Origin of the sequence: Kitasatospora sp. NPDC059577, from assembly GCF_042735475.1 — a bacterium.
Lineage (GTDB): Bacteria > Actinomycetota > Actinomycetes > Streptomycetales > Streptomycetaceae > Kitasatospora.
The window spans coordinates 39,072-61,378 of record NZ_JBHWBZ010000045.1 but is presented as its reverse complement, the minus strand read 5'-3'; the positions used below and the strand labels follow the sequence as shown (position 1 = coordinate 61,378).

Here is a 22,307-nt window from a genome sequence, read left to right as displayed (position 1 = left end):
GAGCAGAGCAGCGTGAAACTGATCCGACGGGGCGCCACCGACGCACCCCTGTCCGCAGCCCAGGAAAGCCTGTGGTTCATCGAACAGGCCCACCCCGGTACGGCCGCCTACAACGTGCCGCTGCTGCTGCGCTGGAACGAGGCGGTCGACGTGCCCGCCCTGCGCCGCGCCCTCCTGCGCACCGTCACCCGGCACGAGGCCCTGCGCACCGCCTACCGGCTGCACGACGGCCGCCCCCGGCAGGAGGTCCTCCCGCCCGGCCCCACCGACCTCGCGCTCCACCACGGCACCGCCCGGCCCGGCCCGGCCGAACTCACCGAACGCGCCCGCGCCCCCTTCGACCTGGCCGCCGGCCGCCCGCTGCGCTGCGACCTGTGGCAGGGCGCCCCCGAGGGCGACACCCTGCTCGTCACCCTGCACCACATCGCCTTCGACGGCTGGTCGCTGGGCACCTTCCTCGACGACCTCCACGACGGCTACCGGTCGGCGCTCGGCGCCGACTCGCCCGACACCGACACCGACACCGCCGCCGACACCGCGCCCGAACCCGACGTCCAGTACGCCGACTTCGCCCACTGGGAGCGCGCCTCCTGGGGCCTGCGCGACGTCGAGGGCCGCTCCGCCGCCCGCGCCGAGGAACTGACCGACGCCGACGACCCGCCGCTGTTCCCCGGCCGCGGCGCCCGCGGCACGCAAGCCCGCCCCGGCGGCCACCTCGCCTTCCCCGTCCCCGCGGACCTGTGGGAACGCACCGGCGCACTCGCCACCCGGCTGCGCGCCACCCCCTTCGTCGTCCTCTTCGCCGCCTTCCAGGAAGTGCTGCGCCGCTGGTCGGGCTCGACCGACTTCGTCGTCGGAACCGTCATGGCGAACCGGCCCAAGCGCTGCCTCGAAGGCGCGGTCGGCTGCTTCGTCAACACCGTGCCGCTGCGCTGCCGGCCCGCCGCCACGCAGACCTTCGAAGAACTGTGCGGCGACGCGCGCACCGAGTCCTTCCGCGCCCTGACCCACCAGGACCTGCCGTTCGACCGGCTCACCGCCCTCACCGCCGCCAAGCGCGGCACCGGACGGAGCTCGCTGACCGACGTCGCCTTCGGCGTCCAGAACGCGCCGATGCCGCGCACCGCCGGCCGGGCCCGCTGGCAGCAGCCCGAGCTGCTGCCCACCGGCACCGCCCGCTACGACCTGCTGTTCCTCCTGGAGGACCACCCCGGCGGGGTGACCGGCACCATCGAGTACGACCTCGACCTCTGCACCCCGCAGACCGCCGCCCGCTTCCGCGACGCCTACCTCGCGCTGCTCACCGCCGCCGTCGACGCCCCCGGCACGCCCCTGGCCCGGCTGCCGCTGTCGGCCCGCACCCCCCTGGCCCCCGTGCCCGGCGTCCTGGCCGGCCCGGCCCGGGACCACGCCCGCGCCGAGCCGCCCGCCGACCGCTCCCTGCTGGGCCCGCTGGCCGCCCGCCTCGCCGAGGACCCCGGGGCCGTCGCCGTCAGCGCCGGCACCGACCGGATCAGCCGCGGCGAACTCGACCACTGGTCCTGGGCCGTCGCCCACGCCCTCGCCGGCACCGGCACGCCGACCGGCGCCGAGGCCGCCGTTCCCGTCCTGGCCGCCCGCGGCCCCGCCCTGGCCGCCGGCTGGACCGGCGTGCTGCGCACCGGCCGCCCCTACGTGCCGCTCGGCCTGGACACGCCGGTGGAACGCCTGGAGTACATCCTCGGCGACCTGGGCGTGGACACCGTCCTGGCGGACGACGCCGGGGCCCGGCTCCTGCGCGCCACCGGCGCGGACGTCCGGATCCTCGACCTCGACGCCCTGCGGCACGGCCCGACCGGTGAGCGCCGCGCCCCCGAACCGGCCGGCGAGGACACCGCCGTCGTCATCTACACCTCCGGCACCACCGGCCGGCCCAAGAGCGTGCTCGTCCCGCACCGCGGCCTCGCCAACACCGTGCTGTGGTGGGCGGACGACTCCGGCCTCGGCCCGGCCGACCGGCTGCTGTGCGTGGTGGGCACCTCCTTCGACCCGGCGACCTTCGAGACCTTCCGGGCCCTGGTCTCGGGCGCCGAACTCGTCTACGCCGACGACGTGGAACGCAAGGACGGCCGGGCGATGCTCGCGCTGCTGCGCACCACCACCGTGGCCGCGATGACCCCCGGCCTGCTGCGCGCCGTCCTCGACGCCGAGGACGCCGAGGACGCCGAGGACGCCGTCGCCGACGGGGCGCGGCCCGGGGCCGGCACCCTGCGGATGCTGTACCTCGGCGGCGAGAAGCTGACCCGCGCCCTGGCCGCGGAGTGCCACGCCCGCTGGGGCGTGCCCCTGCGCAACGTGTACGGCCCCACCGAGGTCTCCTGCACCAGCCTGTGCGCGCCGGTCACCCCGGAGGACCCCCGGGCCCCCGCCATCGGCCTGCCCGTCTGGAACACCCGCGCCTACGTGCTCGGGGCGGACGGCGAGGAACTGCCCCCCGGCATCCCGGGCGAGCTGTACCTCGCGGGCGCGGGCGTCTCGCGCGGCTACCTCGGCCGCCCCGACCTGACCGCCACCGCATTCCTGCCCGACCCCTTCGCCCCCGCGGACGAGCCCGACGCCCGGATGTACCGCACCGGCGACCGGGTCGTGATCCGCGAGGACGGCCTGGTCGAGTACCTGGGCAGGGCCGACGAGCAGGTCAAGATCCTCGGCAACCGCATCGAGCCCGCCGAGGTCGCCACCCTGATCGCGGAGCAGCACGAGGCCGTGCTGTCCGCCGCGGTCACCGCCGAGGGCGACCCGGCGCGCCTGGTCGCGTACGTGGTCCTCGACGCCTCCGGCGGCGCGCTCACCCACGAGGACGTGGTCCGCCCGCTGCTGCGCTGGCTCCCGGCCGCGGTGCTGCCCGGGACGGTCCACCCGGTGGACGCCCTGCCCATGACCGTCAACGACAAGATCGACTTCCGGGCGCTGCGCTCCCTGCGTGCCGAGCCGCTGCCGCGCGCCGGACACCGCGCGGTCGGTGCCGACCCGGCCCACCGCTGGGCGAGCGACCGCTTCCTGGCGGCCCTGGCGACCGAGGACCGCGGCGCCCCGGTCGGCACCGAGCAGCAGCTCGGACCGGACGACGACTTCTTCGCGCTCGGCGGGCACTCCCTGCTGGCCGTGCGGATGCTCGCCGCCGTCGAGCGCGAGGACGGCCTCGCCCTCGCCCTGGGCGACTTCCTCACCAGCCCGACCGTCGCCGGCTTCGCGGCCCTGCGGGACGCCGCCCGGGGCGCGCACCCGGGCACCGGCCGGGCCGGCGGCGACACCCGCCCGGGCGCCGCGCGGGCCGACGACGGCCGGCACCCGGCGACCCCGGTCCAGCAGCGCATGGCGTTCCTGGACCGGGTCGCCGGCCAGCGCGCCGCCTACCTGGCCCCCACGGTGGTGGAGTCGACCGGCGCCGACCCGCGGCTGCTCGCCGCCGCCGTGGCCGCCGTCGTCGGCCACCACCCCGCCCTGCGCTCGCGGTTCCGCCTCGACCTGGCGAGCCGGCAGGTGCTGTGCACCACGGACGCCCCGCTGCCCGAGGTCGAGGTCTCCGACGTCTCCGGCCTGGACGAGGCGGCGCTCACCGCGCTGCTCACGGAGTACTGCTGGACGCCCTTCGACCTCGCCGAGCAGGCGCCGGTCCGCGCCCGGGTCCTCACCGCGGGCCCGCGCACCCTGCTGGTGCTCGTCATCCACCACATCGTCGCCGACGGCTGGGCGCAGCAGCTCCTGCTCCGTCAACTCGGCGACGTGTACCGGGCGTTGGCGGACGGGCGGAAGCCGGAACTGCCGACCGCGGTGCACCCCGCCGACCTGGCCGCCACCGGCCCCGCCGACCTGGCCGCCACCGGCCCCGCCGACCTGGCCGCCACCGACCCGGCCGACCCGGCGGCAGCCGACCGGGCCCCGTCCGGTGCCGACCCGGCCGAAGCCCTGCTGGCCCGCCTGCGCGGCGCACCCACCGACATCGACCTGCCGCGCGACCGGGAACGCCCCCGGTCCCAGGACACCTCGGCCGACGTCCGCCGGGCCCGGCTCACCGCCGGGACCAGCGCCGCCCTGCGCGCGACCCTGGCCGCCGAGCGGGCCACCGTGTCGATGGCGGCCCCCGCGCTGCTCGGCGCGGTCCTGGCCGGGACCGGCCGCCAGCGCGACTTCCTCTTCGCCTTCCCCTGGGCGGGCCGGGCGACCGTCGCCGAGACCGAGGCCGTGGCCATGCTGGTCAAGACCCTCGTGCTGCGGGTCGACCTGCGGGACGAGCCGACCTGGCGGGTCCTGCTGGAGCGGGTCCGGGACGAGAGCGTGGCCGGCTACCGGTACGCGGACGTGCCCTTCGAGACCCTGGTCGCCGCACTCGACCCGGGCCGTTCCCTCGGCCGTCCGCCGCTCACCCCGGTGCTCGTCACCGCGGTCATGGACCCGCCCGCCGTCCCCGACCTCGGGCCCGCCGCGCAGTCCCGGCAGCTCCCGCCGCCCGGGCTGCGGATCAAGTACGAACTCGAACTCACCCTGCGGGACACCGGCGACCGCATCGAACTCGAACTGGCCTACGCCACCGCGCTGTTCGACGCCGCCACCGCGCAGACGCTACTGGACGCCCTGGTCCGGGCCGCCGACCGGCTGGCCGCGGAGCCGGACGGCCCGGCCCTGCCGCCGCAGCCGGACCAGCGCGCACACACCGACCGGCCCGACCCGGGCCAGGAGACTGGAGAAGCACGACCATGACGGACCCGATCGAGGACGTACGCCGGATCTGGAGCACGGTGCTCGGCGCCGAGGTCCAGGACGTGGACGTCAACTTCTTTGACGCGGGCGGCCATTCGCTGCTCGTCATGGTCCTCCAGGAACACCTGGAGGAGATCACCGGACGCGAGGTCGCCATCGAGGACCTCTTCGAGCACCCGACCGTCCGCGCCCAGGCGGCCCTGCTGACCGACCGTCCGGCCACCGCCGCCCCGGCGGACACCGCCCTCGGCGGCCGCGACCGCTCCCGGCTCCTCGGCCGCAGCGGCACCACCCCCGGAGGCGCCGCGTGAACGCCGGCACCGACATCGCGGTCATCGGCACCGGCTGCCGCTTCCCCGACAGCCCGGACGCCGCCGCCTTCTGGGACAACCTGCTCCGCGGCGTCGTCTCGACCCGCGAGCAGAGCGAGGAACGGCTGCGCGCCACCGGCATGTCGGACGCGGAGCTGAAGGACCCGGCCTTCGTGCCGGTCGCGGCCACCGTCCCCGACGTGGAGCTGTTCGCCGCCGAGTTCTTCGGCTACTCCCCGGCCGAGGCCGAACTGATCGACCCGGCCCACCGCCTGTTCCTCGAAGTGTGCTGGGAGGCGCTGGAGTCCGCCGGGCACGCGCCCTCCGGCAGCGGCCCCGTGACCGGCGTGTTCGCCAGCGGCGGGCCGAGCCCGTACACCTTCGGGCTGCAGGCCGCGAAGGTCCGCGAACACGGCCTCGCCGCCGCCGTCGACGACCTGGACCTCACGCTCGGCGGCACCGCCGACTTCATCGCCTCGCGGGTCGCCTACAAGCTCGGCCTGCGCGGGCCCTCCGTCGGCGTCCAGACCGCCTGCTCCTCCTCGCTCACCGGCGTCCACATGGCCGTCCTGAGCCTGCTCTCCGGCGAGTGCGACCTCGCCCTGGTCGGCGGCGCCGCCGTCAGCGACCCCCTGGTGGGCTACACCCACGCACCCGGCGGCGTGATGTCCGAGGACGGCCACTGCCGCCCCTTCGACGCCCGCTCCACCGGCACCGGCGCCGGCGCCGGCGTGGGCGCCGTGGTCCTGCGCCGCCTCGCCGACGCCCTCGCCGACGGCGACCCGGTGCTCGCCGTCATCCGCGGCAGCGCGATCGGCAACGACGGCGCCGTACGGTCCGGCTTCACCGCGCCCAGCGCGGCGGGCCTGGCCGGCGTGGTCGCCGGGGCGCTCGCCGTCGCCGGGGCGTCGGCGCACACCGTGCGCTACGTGGAGGCCCACGGCTCGGGCACCCAGCTCGGCGACAGCCTCGAACTGCGCGGCCTGACCGACGGGATGCGCGCCGCGGCCCGCGACGCCGGCAGCCCCCAGCCCGCCCCCGGCGGCTGCGCGCTCGGCTCGGTCAAGGCCAACATCGGCCACGCCGGCTGGGCCGCCGGAATCGCCGGGTTCATCAAGGCCGTCCACGTGGCGCGCACCGGCGTCGTGCCCCCGCACCCGTCCTTCGAACACCCGCGGGACCCGGGCGTGCTGGCCGAGAGCCCCTTCCGGATCCCCACCGAGCAGGCCCCGGTCCAGGACGGCGACGACTGGCACGTCCTGGTGAACTCGATGGGCCTCGGCGGCACCAACGCCACCGTCGTCCTCGCCCCGCCGCCCGCGCCGACCCGGCCGTCGGCCGACCCCGGCGACCGGGTGCGCCTCGTGCTGTCCGCCCGGACCCGCACCGAACTCGACGCGCTCTCCCGCGCCGTCGCCGACCGCCTCGACGCCGGCGCGCCCGCCGGCGACGTCGCCCACACCCTGCGGGTCGGCCGCTCCGCCTTCGCCGAACGCCGGGTCGTGACCGCCGCCCCGGACCGGCTGGCCGCCGCCCTGCGACTGCCCCGACCGCCGCACGCCCGCACCGTACGGGCCACCTCCCGCCGGGTGCTCCTCCTGCCCCCGGCGCAGCCCGCCGTGCCCGCCCGGATCCTCGACCACCTCGTCCGGGCCTTCGCCGGCCAGGCCGAGGTGGCGGCCGGCCCGGCCGAAGCCCCCGCCGACGCCCACGTCCTCGCCCTGGTCGGCGCACCGGGCACCGCGGGCCGGCACCCCGAGCTGCTCCTCGACGCCCACGGCGTGCCCACCCCCGACGCCCTCGACGAGGCGCTCACCACGGCCTGGCTGAACGGCGCCGCCGTCGACTGGGAGTACCTCGCCCGCGGCGGCCGCGGCCGCCGCCTGGACCTGCCCACCTACCCGTACGAGCGCCGCCGCTACTGGGCGCTGGACCACACCGCCCTGCCCCGGGCCGGCGCCCCCGCGGCCACCGCCGCGGCGCCCGCACCGCGCACCCGCACCGGCTCGGCCACCACGGACACCCTCCTGGACATCTGGACCGAACTGTTCGGCTCCGACACCATCGACCCCGACGACGAGTTCGGCACCCTGGGCGGCACCTCGCTGCTGTCCGTCCGGATGGGCCTGGAGATCCACGCCCGCCTCGGCGTCCTGGTCAACCTGCACCGGGCCGGCGGCAGCAAGGCCACCGTCCGGCGCCTCGCGGCCATCGTCGACGCCAGGAACACCGCGGACACCGGCCCCGACGAGCACGACCGGATCGCCGACGGCGAGGGCGCCCTCGTCGACGCCGACCTCGCCCTGCCGCTCGGCGAGACCGCCCCCGGACAGGCCCCCGGTACGGGCGTCCTCCTCACCGGCGCCACCGGCTTCCTCGGCGCCTTCCTGCTGCACCAGCTCCTCGACACCACCGAACACCGGGTGTACTGCCTGGTCCGCGCCGACGACGAGGCCGAGGGCCTGGAGCGGCTGCGCCGGGCCGCGGCGGCCTACGCCCTGCCCGCCCCGGACCCCGACCGGGTCCGGGTCGTCCTCGGCGACCTGAACACCGTCGAGCAGGTCTGCGAGGACCACCGGGACGGCGAACTCGCCCGCGAGGTCGGCCGGATCCTGCACTGCGCGGCCAGGGTCGTGTTCACCGAGCCGTACAGCGAACTGCGCTCCGAGAACGTGCTGGCCACCCTCGGCCTGCTGCGCTGGGCGCGCCGGCACGGGATCCGGGACTTCGGGTTCGTCTCCTCGCTCGCCGCCACCGGCGCGGCGCTCGGCGGCGACGGCCGGACCACGGAGACCCGCGAACAGCCCCTCGACCCCGCCCAGGGCGGCTACGGCGTCGGCAAGTGGGTCTGCGAGCGGCTGCTCGAACGCGCCGAGCCCGAGGGCATGCGGGTCCGGATCTTCCGGCCCGGCCTGATTCTCGGCTCCACCCGCACCGGCGCCTGCAACCCCAAGGACATGATCTGGCGGATGCTCGCCTCCGGGCTGGCCACCGGCGTGCACCCGCTCGACGACCGCCCGATGCCGATGGCCCCCGTCGACCTGGTCTCCAGGGCCGTCGTGGACCTGCTGTTCGCCCCCGGCGCGGCCGGCCGCGCCTACCACCTGGTCGCACCCGAGGGCTACGGCGCCCGCCGGCTGTTCGCCCTCCTCGGCGAGGCCGGCCTGCCCACCGGGCGGGCGAGCCGCTCCAACTGGCTCACCGCCGTCGCCGACCGGGCCCGCGGCGGCGACAACCCCATCCTGACCAGCATGGCGCTCTACGACCTGGCCGACCACGAGGGCGCCGACGCCGGCGTCGAAGCCGAAGCCTGGAAGCCCTGGCTGCGGGAGGGCGGACACCAGCCCGCGCCCACCGCGGCACTGCTGCGTTCCTCGCTCGCGCACCTCGCCGGCCAGGACCCGCACTACCGCGAACTGCTCGGCGCCACGCTCGCCGCAGCATCCGACCGAAACGAGTGAAGACGTGACGGAACAGCACAACCACCTGCTCGCCGTACTGGGCGCGGGCGTGATGGGCACGGGCATCACCGCCCTCGCCCTCGGCCACGGCGTTCCCGTCGTGCTGGTCGACACCGACGAGGAGATCCTGGCCCGCGCCGCCCAGAACGTGCGCCGGCAGATCCGGCAGGGCCAGCTCCTCGGCAAGCTGCCGCGGGACATCCGCCACCCCGAGCTGCGGACCGTCACCGACCTCGACGCGATCGCACCCGCCACGGCCGTCGTGGAGGCCGTCGTCGAACTGCCCGCGGTCAAGGCGGACGTCCTCGCCAGGGCGTCGGCGCTGGTGAAGCCCGGCACCCCGGTGATCACCAACACCTCCGGCATCCCCGTCGACGAGCTCGCCGGGCACTGCACCCGCCCGGAGGACGCCGTCGGCGCCCACTTCATGAACCCGCCGTACCTGATCCGCACCGTCGAGGTGATCCGCGGCCCCCGCAGCACCGACGACGCCCTCGGCCGCACCCTCGCGCTGCTCGCCGACCTCGACCGGGAGTCGATCGTGGTCGGCGACGGCCCCGGCTTCGTCATCAACCGGGTCCTCCAGCGGATGCTCAACGAGTCCGCGCGGATCGTGCAGGAGGGCATCGCCGGCCCCGAGGAGGTGGACGCGCTGTTCCGCGGCTGCCTCGGCCACACCACCGGCCCGCTGGCCACGGCCGACCTGATCGGCCTGGACAACGTGGCGGACAGCCTGCGGGTCCTGCACGAGCGCACCGGTGACGCCGGCTACGAACCCTGCCGGCTCCTGCTCGACAAGGTCGCCGCCGGCGACCACGGGCGCAAGACCGGCCGCGGCTTCTTCGACTACGGGTCCTGACGCGCATGCGCACCGACCCCGTGCAGGCCCCCACTCCCACCACACCACCGACCGAGAGGGACCCGATCGCCGTGTCCGCCACCTCCTCCCCCCAGCAGAACACCACCGAGATCGAGACCGGGCTGCTCGCCTTCCTGGAGAGCCGGGTCAAGGTGCCCGTGGACCCCGAGACCGACCTCTTCGCCTCCGGCGCCGTCACCTCCCTGTTCTCGCTGGAACTGGTCGTCCACGTGGAGACCGCGTACGGCGTGGCCGTCGGCGGAGCGGACCTGACGCTCGACAACTTCCGCACCGTCCGCGCGATGACCGCCCTGGTGGGGCGGCTGCGCGCGGACACGACGGGCGGCACCGATGCGTGAGTCCGCCCGTCAGGCGGCCGCCCTGGTGACGGAGCTGACCGAGGGCCGCGCCGAGGAGTGGGACCGCACCGGGGAGATCCCCCGGGAGGTGATCCGCGACCTGGGCACCAAGGGCATCCTGTGCGCCGACGTGCCCGAGGCGTTCGGCGGCCTCGGACTGAGCAGCCTCGACCTGGGCGAGCTGATCGCCGCGACCGGCGAGGCCTGCAGCTCGCTGCGCAGCGTCATGACCTCCCAGGGCATCGCCGCCTGGACCGTCACCCGCTTCGGGACGCCCGCCCAGCAGCAGGAACTCCTGCCGCGGCTGACCTCGGGCGAGAGCGCCGCCGTCGCGTTCAGCGAACCGGGCGCCGGCAGCGACCTGGCCGCCGTGACCACCGAGATCACCCGGGACGGCGACACGGTCGTCCTGAACGGTGAGAAGGCCTGGGTGACGGGCGCGGCCTACGCCTCCCTGATCGTCGTCCTCGGCCGGTACGGGGACGGTGCCGCGCTCGTCGTGGTGCCCGCGGACGCGCCCGGCGTGAGCATCGAGCGGGTCCCCGACCCGCTGGGCTGCCGGGCGGCCGGGCACTCCACGGTGCGCCTGGACGGGGTCCGGCTGCCCGCGGGCCTCCTGCTGGGCGGCGCCGGGATGCCGGCCACCTTCCTGGTGACGTCCCCGCTCACCCACGGCCGGATCTCCGTGGCCTGGGGCTGCGTCGGCATGCTGCGGGCCTGTCTGCGGGCCGTCGTGCGGCACAGCGCGCAGCGGCACGCCTTCGGCGGTCCGATCGCCGGGCACCAGCTGGTGCGCGGTCACATCGCCGACCTGCACACCGCGGAGCGGACCGCGACCCTGGCCTGCGAGCGGGCCAGCGGCGACTGGGACGCCCGGCAGCCGCGGCACGCCGCCTCGGCGGTCCTGGCCAAGCAGGTGGCCGCGGGGGCCGCCGCGCGGGGCGCGGCCTCGGCGGTCCAGGTGCTCGCCTCCGCGGGCGCCGACAACTCGCACGTGGTGGCCCGGGCCTACCGCGACGCGAAGCTCATGGAAGTCATCGAGGGAAGCAACGAGATCAGTCGTCTGCTGCTGGCGGACGAGGCAATGGCGGTGTGGGCATGACGGAGCACGACCAGCGGGGCGACATCGGCATCGGAGCCATCCACTGCCTGCTGCCCGAGGACCGGACCGCGGTGGCCGACCTGCCCGAACTGGGGCTGCTCGGCCACGAGGAGAAGGCGTTCGCCCTCGGTTCGGGCATCGAGACGGTGGGCGTCCACGAGGACCGGGCCACGGCCGGGCTCGCCGCCGAGGCGGTGCGCGGCCTCGGCCTCGCACCGGGGGCCGCCCCGGACCTCCTGCTGCTCGTCAGCCCCCGCTCCCCGGACGTCCTGCTCGGCTCGGACGTCGGCCAGGTGCAGCTGGAGTCCGGCCTGACCGGCGCGTTCTCCTTCACCGTGGACGGCCTGGGCTGCACCGGGTCCAGCGCGGCCTGGGCCCTGGCCCGGGACCTGATCGCCGCCGACCCGCGCCGCGACAGCGCCGTCATCGCGCACGCCAGCCGTCCCACCGGCGCGGACCGGGTGCGCTACCCCGTCACCGTGATCGGGGACGGGGCGTACGCCATGACGGTGGTGCGCGGCGGGCGTCCGGTGCTCAAGGCGCACCGGATGGAGAGCGACGGGAGCTTCCACGACCTCTTCCGCGTCGACTACAAGTCCGCCCCCTGGTACGAGTGGCGGGAGGAGTGCCGGTCCGCGGACCGCTACCGGTTCGAACTCGCCCTGCACAGCCGCCAGCGGCTGTCCCGACTGGTCGACGAGGTCCTCGCGGACGCCGGCGTCGCCAAGGGCGACATCGCCGCCACCCTGATGCAGAACGTCACCGCCGGGGCCTTCGACTTCTACGAGAGCCTGCTCGGCCTGCCGATCCACCAGGTGTGCCGGCGCCACCTGGCCGCGTACGGCCACCTGGGCGCCATGGACGTCGTGCTCAACCTCCAGCGGCTCCTCGACGAGGGCGGGCTGCGGCGCGGCGACCACGTGCTCGTCCTGAACAACAGCCCGGTCGCCGCCTGGGCCGCCACCCTCTGGGAGATCTGACGATGTCTGACACCGCCGCGGGGCCGGTTCCCGCCGCCGCCCCGACCCCCGCCGCCACCCCGGCCGCCGCCACCCCGGCCCAGAGCCAGGCCCCGGTCAAGTGCCTGGTCTGGGACCTGGACAACACGCTGTGGCGCGGCACCCTCCTGGAGGACGAGGAGGTCGAGGTGCCCGAGGAGATCCGGCGCACCGTCCTGGAGCTGGACTCCCGGGGCATCCTCCAGTCGGTCGCCAGCCGCAACTACCACGACCACGCCTGGGCGCGGCTGGAGAAGCTGGGCCTGGCCGAGTACTTCCTGGTCCCGCAGATCGGCTGGGGCCGCAAGTCCGACAGCGTCCGCGCCATCGCCGCCGAGCTCAAGTTCGCCGAGTCCGCCATCGCGTTCATCGACGACCAGCCCACAGAGCGGGCCGAGGTCGAGCACGAGCTGCCCGCGGTGCGCACCTACGAGGCCGAGCGGGCGACCGGACTCACCGGCCTGCCCGAGTTCACGCCGGCCCAGGTCACCGAGGACGCGGCCAACCGGCGCTCGATGTACCAGGCCGGCGTGCGGCGCGAACGCGCCGAGGCCGAGCACAGCGGGTCCGGCGACGAGTTCCTGCGCTCCCTGGACCTGCGCCTGGTCGTCGAGCACGCCGGGCCCGACCAGCTGGCGCGCGTCGAGGAACTCACCCTGCGCACCAGCCAGATGAACGCGACGGGCGTGCACTACTCGCACGAGGACCTCACCGCCCTGCTCGCCGATCCCGACCACGACGTGCTGGTGGCCGGCCTGACCGACCGCTTCGGCAGCCACGGGGCGGTGGGCGTGCTGCTGCTCCAGCGCCTGCCCGGCCGTTGGCACCTGAAGCTGCTCGCCACCTCCTGCCGGGTGGTGTCCTTCGGTACCGGTGCCACCGTGCTGCGCTGGCTGATGAACCAGGCGCACGCCGCCGGGGTGCACCTGACGGCCGACTTCCGGCGCACCGACCGCAACCGGATCATGGAGGTCGCCTACCGCTTCGCCGGATTCGGCCAGGACCCGTGCGAGGACTGCGGCCCCGCCGCCGGGGAGGGCCCCGACATCCAGCGGCTGCACCTGGTGCCCGCCGCCCAGGAGGTCTCCACGAGCATGCGGGTCACCGCCCCCACCCTCGGCACCGGCCGCCTGACCTCCGTCCACGAGGTCTACGGCCACCGGGTGGAGTGCTCGTACGACAGCGCCGCCCGCGGCGTGGTCCGGGACTTCTTCGGCCCGGAGTCGGCCTCGCCCGACGCGCCCGCGGCCGGCCACGTGCGCACCGTGCGGCTGGCCTTCGACGTGCAGGACGGCCCGGCGGTCGCCGCGGTCAACCCGCCGCACAACCTGGAGGTGATGACCGGGGACCCGATCGTCATCGACACCGCCTCCTCCCGCTGCGTCCTCGACCCCGCGGCGCTGTCCGGCACCGTCACCCTCGCCCGTGCCGACCTCGACGACTCGCAGGTGTGGGGCCGCTGGATCCTGGAGCGGCTGTTCCTCTACCTGGTCTGCCGCCACCCGCGCAGCTACCCGCTGCACGCCGGCGCCGTCGAGGTCGCCGGGCGCACCGCCGTGCTGACGGCCGCGGCCGGCGTGGGCAAGTCGACCTTCACCTACTGGGCCCTGCACCGGGGCGCCCGCCTGGTCGGCGAGGACATCCTGGCCCGGAACATGGACGAGCCCGAGGGCGTCCTGTGGGGCTACCCGCGCGCCCTGTACCTCTCCCCGGACATGATCGCCCGCAGCGAGGTCCTCCGGGAGGCATCGGCCACCTCCATCGAGGGCGGCGCCAAGAGCCGGGTCACCGTGCCGCCGGCCCTGGAGGAGCGGCTGACCACCCGCGCCCGCCCCGACGCCCTGGTCTTCCTGGTCCGCGGTGAGAGCGGCGGGCTGCGCGGACTCGACGTCGAGCAGGCCCTGGAGCGCTGCCGCGAGGACTACGCCACCGCGAAGGACGCGCAGCAGTGCGCCGCCGTCGAGGAGGACCTGCGCGGCCTGCTGGCCGGCCTGCCGCTGTGGGAGTTCGAGGTGTCCGCCGACCTCGACGAGAGCTACGACCGGCTGCACGCCGCCCTCGCCGCGCTGCCCGCCACCGGGTGACCGGCGCCGAGCCGAGCCCCGTCCCGCCGTTCCCGCGAGTCCGATAGGAAGCCAGTGCACGACCTGAAGCACGCGGTGTCCCTCTACGAGGTGTACGCCGCCCGGGCCGCCGAGCGGCCCGACGCCGTCGCGATCACCGACGGCTCCGTCCACGTCAGCTACGGCGAACTGGAGCAGGCCGCCCGGGAGTTCCGCTCGGGCCTGGCCCGAGCGGGGGTCGGCCCCGGGGAACTGGTCGGGATCAGCCTGGAGCGGGGCTGGGAGGTGGTCGCCGCGATCCTCGCCGTCCTCGGCCACGGCTGCGGCTACGTGCCGCTGGACCCGGCCTACCCCGCCGACCGGCTCGCGTTCATGGCGCGCAACACCGGGGCCCGGGTCGCCATCGCGGCGCAGGACGGCCCGGCGCTGCCGGACGGCGTCGTCCGGGTGTGGCGCGAGGACGCGCCGGCGCCGCAGCCGGCCCCCCGGGCCCGGCCGGCCGACGTACCGGTCTACGTCATCCACACCTCGGGATCGACCGGCACCCCCAAGGGCGTGGCCGTCGACGAGCAGGCCGTCCTCGAACTCTTCGGCTCCTGCGCGGACGGCCCCTTCGTCTTCGGCCCCGAGGACGTCTGGAGCCTGTACTTCAGCTACAGCTTCGACTTCTCGGTGTGGGAGATCTGGGGCGCGCTGCTGTTCGGCGGCCGCATCGCCCTCGTCCCCGCCGACACGGCCAAGCGCCCCGCCGCCCTGCTCGACTTCCTCGCCGAGCAGCGGGTGACGGTGCTCAGCACGGTGCCGAGCTTCTTCAAGTACCTGCCCAAGGCCTACCAGCGGCGCCCCGTCGACCTGGCCCTGCGCTACGTGGTCTTCGGCGGCGAGGCCCTCGACCGGATCTCGGTCCGCTCCTGGATGACCCTGCGCCCCGGCGCGGAGACCCTGGTCAACATGTACGGGATCACCGAGACCACCGTGCACACGACCTTCGGCGCGCTCACCCCCGAGCGGGTCGCCTCCGACCGCGGCGGCACCTGGATCGGCCGTCCGCTGGCCCACCACACGATGGTGCTCCTCGACGAGCACGGCGCCCCGGTGCCCGACGGCGAGCCCGGCGAGGCGTACATCGCCGGCCCGGGCCTGGCGCACGGCTACGTCAACCGGCCCGACCTCACCGCGGAGCGGTTCCCCGAGCTGCGGCTGGCCGGCGACACCGCGCACCGCCGCTGGTACCGCACCGGCGACCTGGCCCGGAAGCTGTCCGACGGCACCTACGAGTACCTGGGCCGCAACGACCGGCAGATCAACCTGCGGGGGTTCCGCATCGAGCTCGGCGAGATCGAGGCGGCCCTGCGCGCGGTGCCCTGGGTCGCGGACGCCGTGGCCGTGACGGAGGAGGCGGCCGGCGGGGAGAGCGTCCTCGCCGCGTACACCACGCTCGGCCCCGGGGCGGAGGCCACCGACGGCACCGCCGCCCTGCTGCGGCAGGCCTGCGTCGAGCGGCTGCCCGCGCACATGGTGCCCAACCGGATCACCGTCGTCTCCGAGATGCCGCTCGCCCCGTCCGGGAAGCTGGACCGGGCCCGGCTGTCCACCGACACGGGGCTGCGGGTGATGTCGCGGTGAGCACCGAGATCGAACGCAAGTTCAAGGTCGCCGAGGACTGGCGGGTGCCCCCGCAGGCCACCGCCGAGCGCCTGCGGCAGGCCTACCTGACCCCCTCCGGCGCCCCGGTGGAGTTCCGGGTCCGCGCGGGGGAGGGCACCCGGCTGATGACGGCCAAGACCTTCGACCCGGCCTCCGGCGCCATGGTCCGCCAGGAGGTCGAGTTCCCCGTCGCCGACGAGGTCTTCGACCAGCTGTGGGACCTGGCCGGCGGGGAGTGCCTGAGCAAGGTCCGCTGGAGCGTCCCGCTCGACGGCCACCTCGCGACGGTCGACGAGTACGACGGCGCCCTGACCGGACTGCGGGTGGTCGAAGTGGAGTTCGCCGACGTCGAGGCCGCCCGGGCCTTCGTGCCGCCGCACTGGTTCGGCGAGGAGATCACCGGCAGCCCCGCCTGGAGCAACCGGGAACTGGCGGCACGGGCCCGCACGGGGCAGCACACCGAGGGAGAGAACCGATGAACCGGCACGTCACGTTCGAACGCCTGCACAACTTCCGCGACCTGGGCGGCTACCGCTCCGCCGACGGCCGCACCGTGCCCTGGCGCACCCTCTACCGCTCCGACAACCTCGGCAAACTGCGCGGCGACGACTGGCGGACCTTCCTGGACCTCGGCATCCGCACCGTCATCGACCTGCGCTACCCCTGGGAGATCGAGACCAAGGGCCAGGTGCCCGAACCCGAGCGCTTCCACTACGTCAACCTCAGCATCGAGCACCGCCCGTACGACCAGGCCGAGATCGACCCGGCGCTCGACCCCTGGCGCTACCTCGCCGACCGCTTCGCCGAGGTCGCCGACGACGGCGTCGAGGAGATCCGCCAGGTCCTGGAACAGATCGCCCACGCCCCCGGCCCGGTCGTCTTCCACTGCACCTCCGGCAAGGACCGCACCGGCCTCATCGGCGCCCTCCTGCTCACCGTCCTCGACGTGCCCCGCGAGACCGTCCTCGCCGACTTCGCCCTCACCGAGGCCGCCACCGCGCGCCTGATCGAGGACTGGAAGAGCGCCAACCCGGACCGCGAACTCAAGTGGCCCGGCTACGGCCGCGCCCCCGCCGTGATCATGGACCTCACCCTCACCGACCTGGAAACCCGGTACGGCTCGGTCCAGGGCTACCTCAAGGACCGCGTCGGCCTCGCCGACGACACCGTCGACGCCCTGCGCGCCCGGCTGCTCACGGACGAGGACCACTGACGCATGCCCGGCACCAACCTCACCGCCGACGAGGCCGCACGGCGCTCCCGCGCCCTGACGGTCGACACCTACGACATCACCCTCGACCTGTCGGCAGCCGCCCGGGACGACACCTTCACCTCCGTCACCGAGATCCACTTCGACTGCGCCGACCCGCACACCCCGCTCTTCCTCGACCTGCGGGCACCCCGGCTGGACGAAGTGCTCCTCAACGGGCGGCCCCTCGACCCCGACCGGGTCTTCCACGACTCCCGGATCGAACTGCCCGACCCCGCCCCCGGGCGCAACCACGTCAAGGTCACCGCGCGCTGCGCCTACACCGCCACCGGCGAAGGCCTGCACCGCTTCACCGACCCGCTCGACGGCCACACCTACCTGTACAGCCAGTTCGAAGTCGCCGACGCCCAGCGGGTGTTCGCCTGCTTCGACCAGCCCGACCTGAAGGCCGGGTTCGCCTTCACCGTCACCGCCCCGCAGCACTGGACGGTCATCTCCAACACCCCGCCCGCCACGGACGACCCCGGCCCCGTCCCGGACTGCCGGACCTGGACCTTCGGGCGCACCCCGCGGCTGTCCACCTACGTGGTCTCCCTCGCCGCCGGCCCCTTCCACGCCGTGCACAGCGAGCACCGCACGGCCGACCGTACCCTGCCGCTCGGCCTGTACTGCCGCCGCAGCCTCGCCGAACACCTCGACGCCGACGACATGTTCGCCGTCACCCGGCAGGGCCTGGACTGGTTCCCGGAACGCTTCGGACACCCGTACCCGTTCGAGAAGTACGACCAGATCTTCGTCCCCGGCTTCAACGCCGGAGCCATGGAGAACGCCGCGGCCGTCACCTTCAGCGAGAAGTACGTCTTCCGCTCCCGCGCCACCGGGGCCGCCCACCGCAAGCGCGCCGCGACCGTCCTGCACGAACTCAGCCACATGTGGTTCGGCGACCTCGTCACCATGGCCTGGTGGGACGACCTGTGGCTCAACGAGTCGTTCGCCACCTACTGCTCGTTCGCCTGCCAGGCCCTGGCGCCCGACTCGCGCTGGACCGACTCCTGGACCACCTTCGCCAACCACCAGAAGGCCAAGGCCTACCGCCAGGACCAACTGCCCTCCACCCACCCCGTGGTCGCCCCCATCCGCGACCTGGAGGACGTGCTCGTCAACTTCGACGGCATCACCTACGCCAAGGGCGCCTCCGTCCTCAAACAGCTCGCCGCCCACGTCGGCACCGACGCCTTCTTCGCCGGCGTGCGCAGCTACATCGCCGAGCACGCCCACGGCAACACCCGGCTGCCCGACCTCCTCGGAGCCCTGGAACGCAGCTCCGGCCGGGACCTCGGCAGCTGGGCGAAACTGTGGCTGGAGACCGCCGGCGCCAACGTGCTGCGCCCCGAGATCGACACCGACGCCCACGGCCGCATCACCGGCTTCCGGGTCCGCCAACAGGCCCCGGCCCTCCCGCCCGGCGCCGCCGGGGAAGCCGTCCTGCGCCCGCACCGCATCGCCATCGGCCTCTACCACCCGGACGCGGACGGCACCCTGCGCCGCGTCCACCGCGTCGAGACCGACATTCCCGCGCAGGAACTCACCGACATCCCCGAACTCGTCGGCCACCCCCGGCCCGACCTGGTCCTGCTCAACGACGACGACCTGACCTACGCCAAGGTCCGCTTCGACGACCTCTCCACGCGCACCCTCACCGCACGCCTCGGCGACCTCGCCGACCCCCTGCCCCGCGCACTGTGCTGGGCCGCCGCCTGGGACATGACCCGCGACGGCGAACTGCCCGCCCACGCCTACCTCGACCTGGTCCTCGCCGCCTCCGGCGCCGAAACCGACATCGGCGTGGTCGAATCCCTGCACCGCCAGGCCGCCTACGCCCTGCACCACTACACCGACCCCGGCGCCCGCGCCGCGCTCACCGCCCGCTGGAGCCAGTCCGCCCTGGACCGGCTGCGCACCGCCGAACCGGGCAGCGACCACCAACTGGCCTGGCTGCGCGCCTTCATCGCGTCCGCCCGCACCGAGGACCACCTCGACCTGGTCGCCGGCGTCCTGGACGGCACCGCCCCCGGACCCGGTCTCACCCCGGACACCGAACTGCGCTGGTCCGCCGCCGTCCGCCTCGCCGCGGCCGGCCGCCTCGACGACACCGGGATCGCCGCGCAGGAGCGGACCGACCCCACCCCGGCCGGCGCCGCCCACGCGGCCACCGCCCGGGCCGCCCGCCCCCGCACCGAGGCCAAGGCCGAGGCGTGGGCGGCCGTCGTCGAACGCGGCGACCTGGACAACCAGCTGCAGAAGGCCGTCATCGCCGGATTCGCCGAAACCACCGAACCCGCCCTGCTGGCCCCCTACACCGAGCGCTACTTCCGGGCGATCGCCGGCATCTGGGACGGCCGCAGCCACGAGATGGCCAAGCAGATCGTCCTCGGACTCTTCCCCCCGCTCGGCGAGCCGACCACGGCCGAGGCCGCCGGCCACTGGCTGGAGACCCACCCCGACGCCCCGCCCGCGCTGCGCCGCCTCGTGCGCGAGCAGCACGACGACGCCCGCCGCGCCCTGCGGGCCCAAGCCGTCGAGGCCACCCACGCCCCCGGGCCGCACACCACCCCCTGACACCTCCCGACGCCGCACCCGGCGCGGATTGGACACCACACATGCACCACGCCCCGTACGAGTTCTACGGCTACCGGGTGGCCTGCACCGCCCCCGAGGACGCCCGGGCCGTCGTCACCCGGCTGTTCGGCGCCCCGCTGGCCGCGGACACCGCCCCGTGGCCCGGCGCGCCCACCGTCGCCCTCACCGTCGAGGTGACCGAGACCGCCCCCGCACCCACCGCGGCACCGCCCTACTTCCCGCCGCACTGGGACACCGACGACCGGGTCGTCATCGACACCGGCGGGTCCACCGCGACCGTCGAACCCGCCCGGCGCACCATCCACCTCACCCTGTCCCGCGCCGACCTGGACGACCCGATCGTGTGGGGCCGCTGGCTCGTCGAGAAGGCCTTCCTCGTCCTCACCCTGCGCTCCGACCACCACTACGGGCTGCACGCCGGAGCCCTGTCCGTGGGCGGCCGCTCCGCGCTGGTGACCGCGGACAGCGGCGTGGGCAAGTCCACGTTCACCGCCTGGGGGCTGCTGAGCGGCGCCCACTTCGCCGGCGAGGACGCGATGATGCGTCACGTCGACGACCCCGAGGGCCGCTTCTGGGGCTACCCCCGCGTCGCCTACCTCGACCCGGAACTCGTCCGCAGCCGGCCCGAACTGACCGGCGCCCGCACCGCCCCGGTCCCCGCCCGGGACAAGCACCGGCTCGAATGGCCCGCCGCCTTCGAGGGCCGCCTGCAGCCCGCGGTCCGCCCGCAGGCCCTGCTCGTCCTGACCCGCGAACACCGGCAGACCCGGCCGGTGAGCGTCACCGACGCACTGGAGCTGTGCCGCAGCGACTTCGCCGCCGGCAAGCACGACCCCGCCGTCCTCGCCCGGGTCGAGGACGACCTGACACGACAGCTCCACGGCATGGCCGTCCTGGAGTTCGGGCTCGGCCCGGACCTCGACGACAACCACGCCCGCCTCACCGCCCTCCTCGACGCCTGACCCACCCGCACCACCGCGAGCACGACCCCACCGAGAAAGCGAACCGCACCATGGGCACCGTCAACTGGTCCACACTCACCCGCATGCCGGTCAAGGCCTACCACTACGAACTGGACACCTGTTTCCGGGAAGGCCACGACGAACTCCGCACGGCCCTCGGCGACGCGACCACCGAGGTCCTGCACCGCTCGGCCCTCATGCTCGTCAAGCCCGACGGCCTGGCCACCGGCAAGCTCAAGGTCATCCGCGACTTCCTCGAAAGCCACGGATTCTCGATCATCGGCGCCGAGATGTTCCGCTTCGACCGGCACACCGGCCGCGAACTCTGGCGCCACCAGCACACCCTGGCCACCCTCGACCGCCTCGCCGTCAACGACCTCGTGCTCCAGGCCGGCCCCACCCTCCTGCTGCTCCTGCGCCGGCACGGCGACCACGCCCTCCCGGCGACCGTGCACCTCAGCTCGCTCAAGGGCAAGGCCGACATCACCCAGCAGGCCGCCGACAGCCTGCGCAGCGTGATCGGCCGCCCCAACCGGATGTGCAGCATGATCCACTGCGCCGACGAGCCGGCCGACCTGGTCCGCGAACTCAACCTCCTCGCCGACCCCGAACCCCGCAAGCGCCTGATCACCCGGCTCGCGGACGGCGCCCCCGGCACCGACGACCGGGAGACCCTCGACCACGTCCTGAACTCCGGCGAGTACGGCGCCACCGTCCTCGACCGCGACGCCGCCGTCGAGCGCATCGGCGCCGCCATCCGCGGGCGCGCCGCCGAACGCCCCGACCTCGCCCCGGCCACCACCCGGTTGCTGGAGCAGCTGGCGGCCACCGACCGCGGCGAACCGCTGCCGTGGCGGGAGTTCGCCGCCGCCCTGGCCGGCCTCGAACTCGACCTGGACGTCTGGGACGTGGCCATGCTCGGCAGCAGCCACATCCAGGAGGACGAGCCCGACGGCATCAAGGTCATCGGGAACCCGGCCCCCGGCTCCTGGCTCGCCTGACCCGGCACCCGCACCGGGCCGGTCGCCACGCACCCGCCGAAGACCGGCCGGAGCGGGCCGACCGGCCCACCCCGCACCACCCGGAAAGGCCCCATGGCAACCGACCTCCGCCCCCCGCAGCCCCGGCCCGCGCCCGCCGACACCACCGCTGCTGCCACCGCCGACAGCGCCGCCGCCACAGCCACCGCCACCGCGCAGTGGTGGACACCGCTGCGCCCCTCCGCGGCCCCCGCCGCCCGGCTGCTGGTCCTCCCGCACTCGGGCGCCGGCCCCAGCCGCTACCGGCGGATCCTCGGCGACCTCCCCGCGCACGTCGAGATCCTCGGGCTGACCCTGCCGGGCCGCGAACGCCGGTACGGCGAACCACCCGGCGCGACCCTCGACGACGTCCTGGACAGCCTCCCGGACTCCCCGCACCCGGACCTGCCGACCCTCGTGTTCGGCCACAGCCTCGGCGCCACCGTCGGCCTGCACGTCGCCCGCGCCCTCGGCGACCGGTGCACCGGCCTCATCGCCTCCGGAAGCATCCCCGGCGGCCGGGACGGCTGGCTCACCGAGGACACCGACGACGCGACCATCCTGCGGCTGCTCGACCTCGGCGGCGACATGCCCCCCGCACTCGCCGGCGACACCCCGTGGCGTGCGGCCCTGCTGCGCACCCTGCGGGCGGACCTGCGCCTGGGCACCGAAGCCTCCGACCGTTCCCCGGACCTGCGCATCGAGGCCCCGATCACGGTCCTCTGCGGCCGCGACGACCGCCTGGTCGCCCCGGACGACCTCACCTCGTGGTGCGCCCACTCCGCCGCCCCCGGCTCCCTGCACCTCCTGCCCGGCGGCCACTTCGCCGTCTTCGACGAGGCCAACCTGGCCGCCGTCACCCGGACCGTGGCCGCCGCACTGCCGAAGGCCCCGTGACCCGCCCGGCGGTGGGGCCGGCAGACGGCGGCGGGGCAG

At 75.2% G+C, this 22,307-nt stretch carries 15 protein-coding genes; all 15 read left to right on the top strand.

What is annotated here, in order from left to right:
- Positions 1–12 precede the first annotated feature (12 nt).
- The 15 genes from ACFV0O_RS28560 to ACFV0O_RS28490 all read left to right on the top strand — a co-directional run bounded on the left by ACFV0O_RS28560 (position 13) and on the right by ACFV0O_RS28490 (position 22,268).
- Complete coding sequence (locus ACFV0O_RS28560; protein ID WP_380346543.1) at positions 13–4,740, top strand: amino acid adenylation domain-containing protein; 4,728 nt, start codon at positions 13–15, stop codon at positions 4,738–4,740.
- Complete coding sequence (locus tag ACFV0O_RS28555) at positions 4,737–5,051, top strand: acyl carrier protein (RefSeq protein WP_380346542.1); 315 nt, start codon at positions 4,737–4,739, stop codon at positions 5,049–5,051. Before ACFV0O_RS28560 ends, ACFV0O_RS28555 begins: the two co-directional genes overlap by 4 nt.
- Positions 5,048–8,512, top strand: a complete 3,465-nt coding sequence (locus tag ACFV0O_RS28550; RefSeq protein WP_380346541.1) for a thioester reductase domain-containing protein — start codon at positions 5,048–5,050, stop codon at positions 8,510–8,512. The genes ACFV0O_RS28555 and ACFV0O_RS28550 overlap by 4 nt, the downstream gene beginning before the upstream one ends.
- 4 nt (positions 8,513–8,516) lie before the next feature.
- Positions 8,517–9,371, top strand: a complete 855-nt coding sequence (locus tag ACFV0O_RS28545; protein WP_380346540.1) for a 3-hydroxyacyl-CoA dehydrogenase family protein — start codon at positions 8,517–8,519, stop codon at positions 9,369–9,371.
- A 5-nt stretch (positions 9,372–9,376) separates the two neighbouring features.
- Positions 9,377–9,730, top strand: a complete 354-nt coding sequence (locus tag ACFV0O_RS28540) for an acyl carrier protein (RefSeq protein ID WP_360263179.1) — start codon at positions 9,377–9,379, stop codon at positions 9,728–9,730.
- Positions 9,723–10,832, top strand: coding sequence for an acyl-CoA dehydrogenase family protein (locus tag ACFV0O_RS28535; RefSeq protein WP_380346539.1), 1,110 nt, complete (start codon positions 9,723–9,725; stop codon positions 10,830–10,832). Before ACFV0O_RS28540 ends, ACFV0O_RS28535 begins: the two co-directional genes overlap by 8 nt.
- Positions 10,829–11,812, top strand: coding sequence for a 3-oxoacyl-[acyl-carrier-protein] synthase III C-terminal domain-containing protein (locus tag ACFV0O_RS28530; RefSeq protein ID WP_380346538.1), 984 nt, complete (start codon positions 10,829–10,831; stop codon positions 11,810–11,812). The genes ACFV0O_RS28535 and ACFV0O_RS28530 overlap by 4 nt, the downstream gene beginning before the upstream one ends.
- A 2-nt stretch (positions 11,813–11,814) precedes the next feature.
- The gene (locus tag ACFV0O_RS28525) at positions 11,815–13,914 is read left to right on the top strand and encodes an HAD-IIIC family phosphatase (protein ID WP_380346537.1); all 2,100 of its coding nucleotides are present in this window, start codon (positions 11,815–11,817) and stop codon (positions 13,912–13,914) included.
- A 54-nt stretch (positions 13,915–13,968) separates the two neighbouring features.
- Complete coding sequence (locus ACFV0O_RS28520; protein WP_380346536.1) at positions 13,969–15,519, top strand: amino acid adenylation domain-containing protein; 1,551 nt, start codon at positions 13,969–13,971, stop codon at positions 15,517–15,519.
- Complete coding sequence (locus tag ACFV0O_RS28515) at positions 15,516–16,019, top strand: CYTH domain-containing protein (protein ID WP_380346535.1); 504 nt, start codon at positions 15,516–15,518, stop codon at positions 16,017–16,019. The genes ACFV0O_RS28520 and ACFV0O_RS28515 overlap by 4 nt, the downstream gene beginning before the upstream one ends.
- Positions 16,016–16,753, top strand: a complete 738-nt coding sequence (locus tag ACFV0O_RS28510; RefSeq protein ID WP_380346534.1) for a tyrosine-protein phosphatase — start codon at positions 16,016–16,018, stop codon at positions 16,751–16,753. The genes ACFV0O_RS28515 and ACFV0O_RS28510 overlap by 4 nt, the downstream gene beginning before the upstream one ends.
- Before the next feature lie 3 nt (positions 16,754–16,756).
- Entirely contained in the window at positions 16,757–19,369 is a 2,613-nt protein-coding gene (gene pepN, locus ACFV0O_RS28505; protein WP_380346533.1) for an aminopeptidase N, read from the top strand.
- Positions 19,370–19,410: 41 nt separating this feature from the next.
- Complete coding sequence (locus ACFV0O_RS28500) at positions 19,411–20,352, top strand: hypothetical protein (protein WP_380346532.1); 942 nt, start codon at positions 19,411–19,413, stop codon at positions 20,350–20,352.
- A 50-nt stretch (positions 20,353–20,402) separates the two neighbouring features.
- Positions 20,403–21,353: a nucleoside-diphosphate kinase gene (locus ACFV0O_RS28495; protein WP_360263154.1), complete on the top strand. Its 951-nt coding sequence runs from the start codon at positions 20,403–20,405 to the stop codon at positions 21,351–21,353.
- A gap of 93 nt (positions 21,354–21,446) precedes the next feature.
- A complete protein-coding gene (locus ACFV0O_RS28490) occupies positions 21,447–22,268 on the top strand; it encodes a thioesterase II family protein (protein ID WP_380346531.1) in 822 nt (273 codons plus the stop codon).
- Positions 22,269–22,307: the final 39 nt, after the last annotated feature.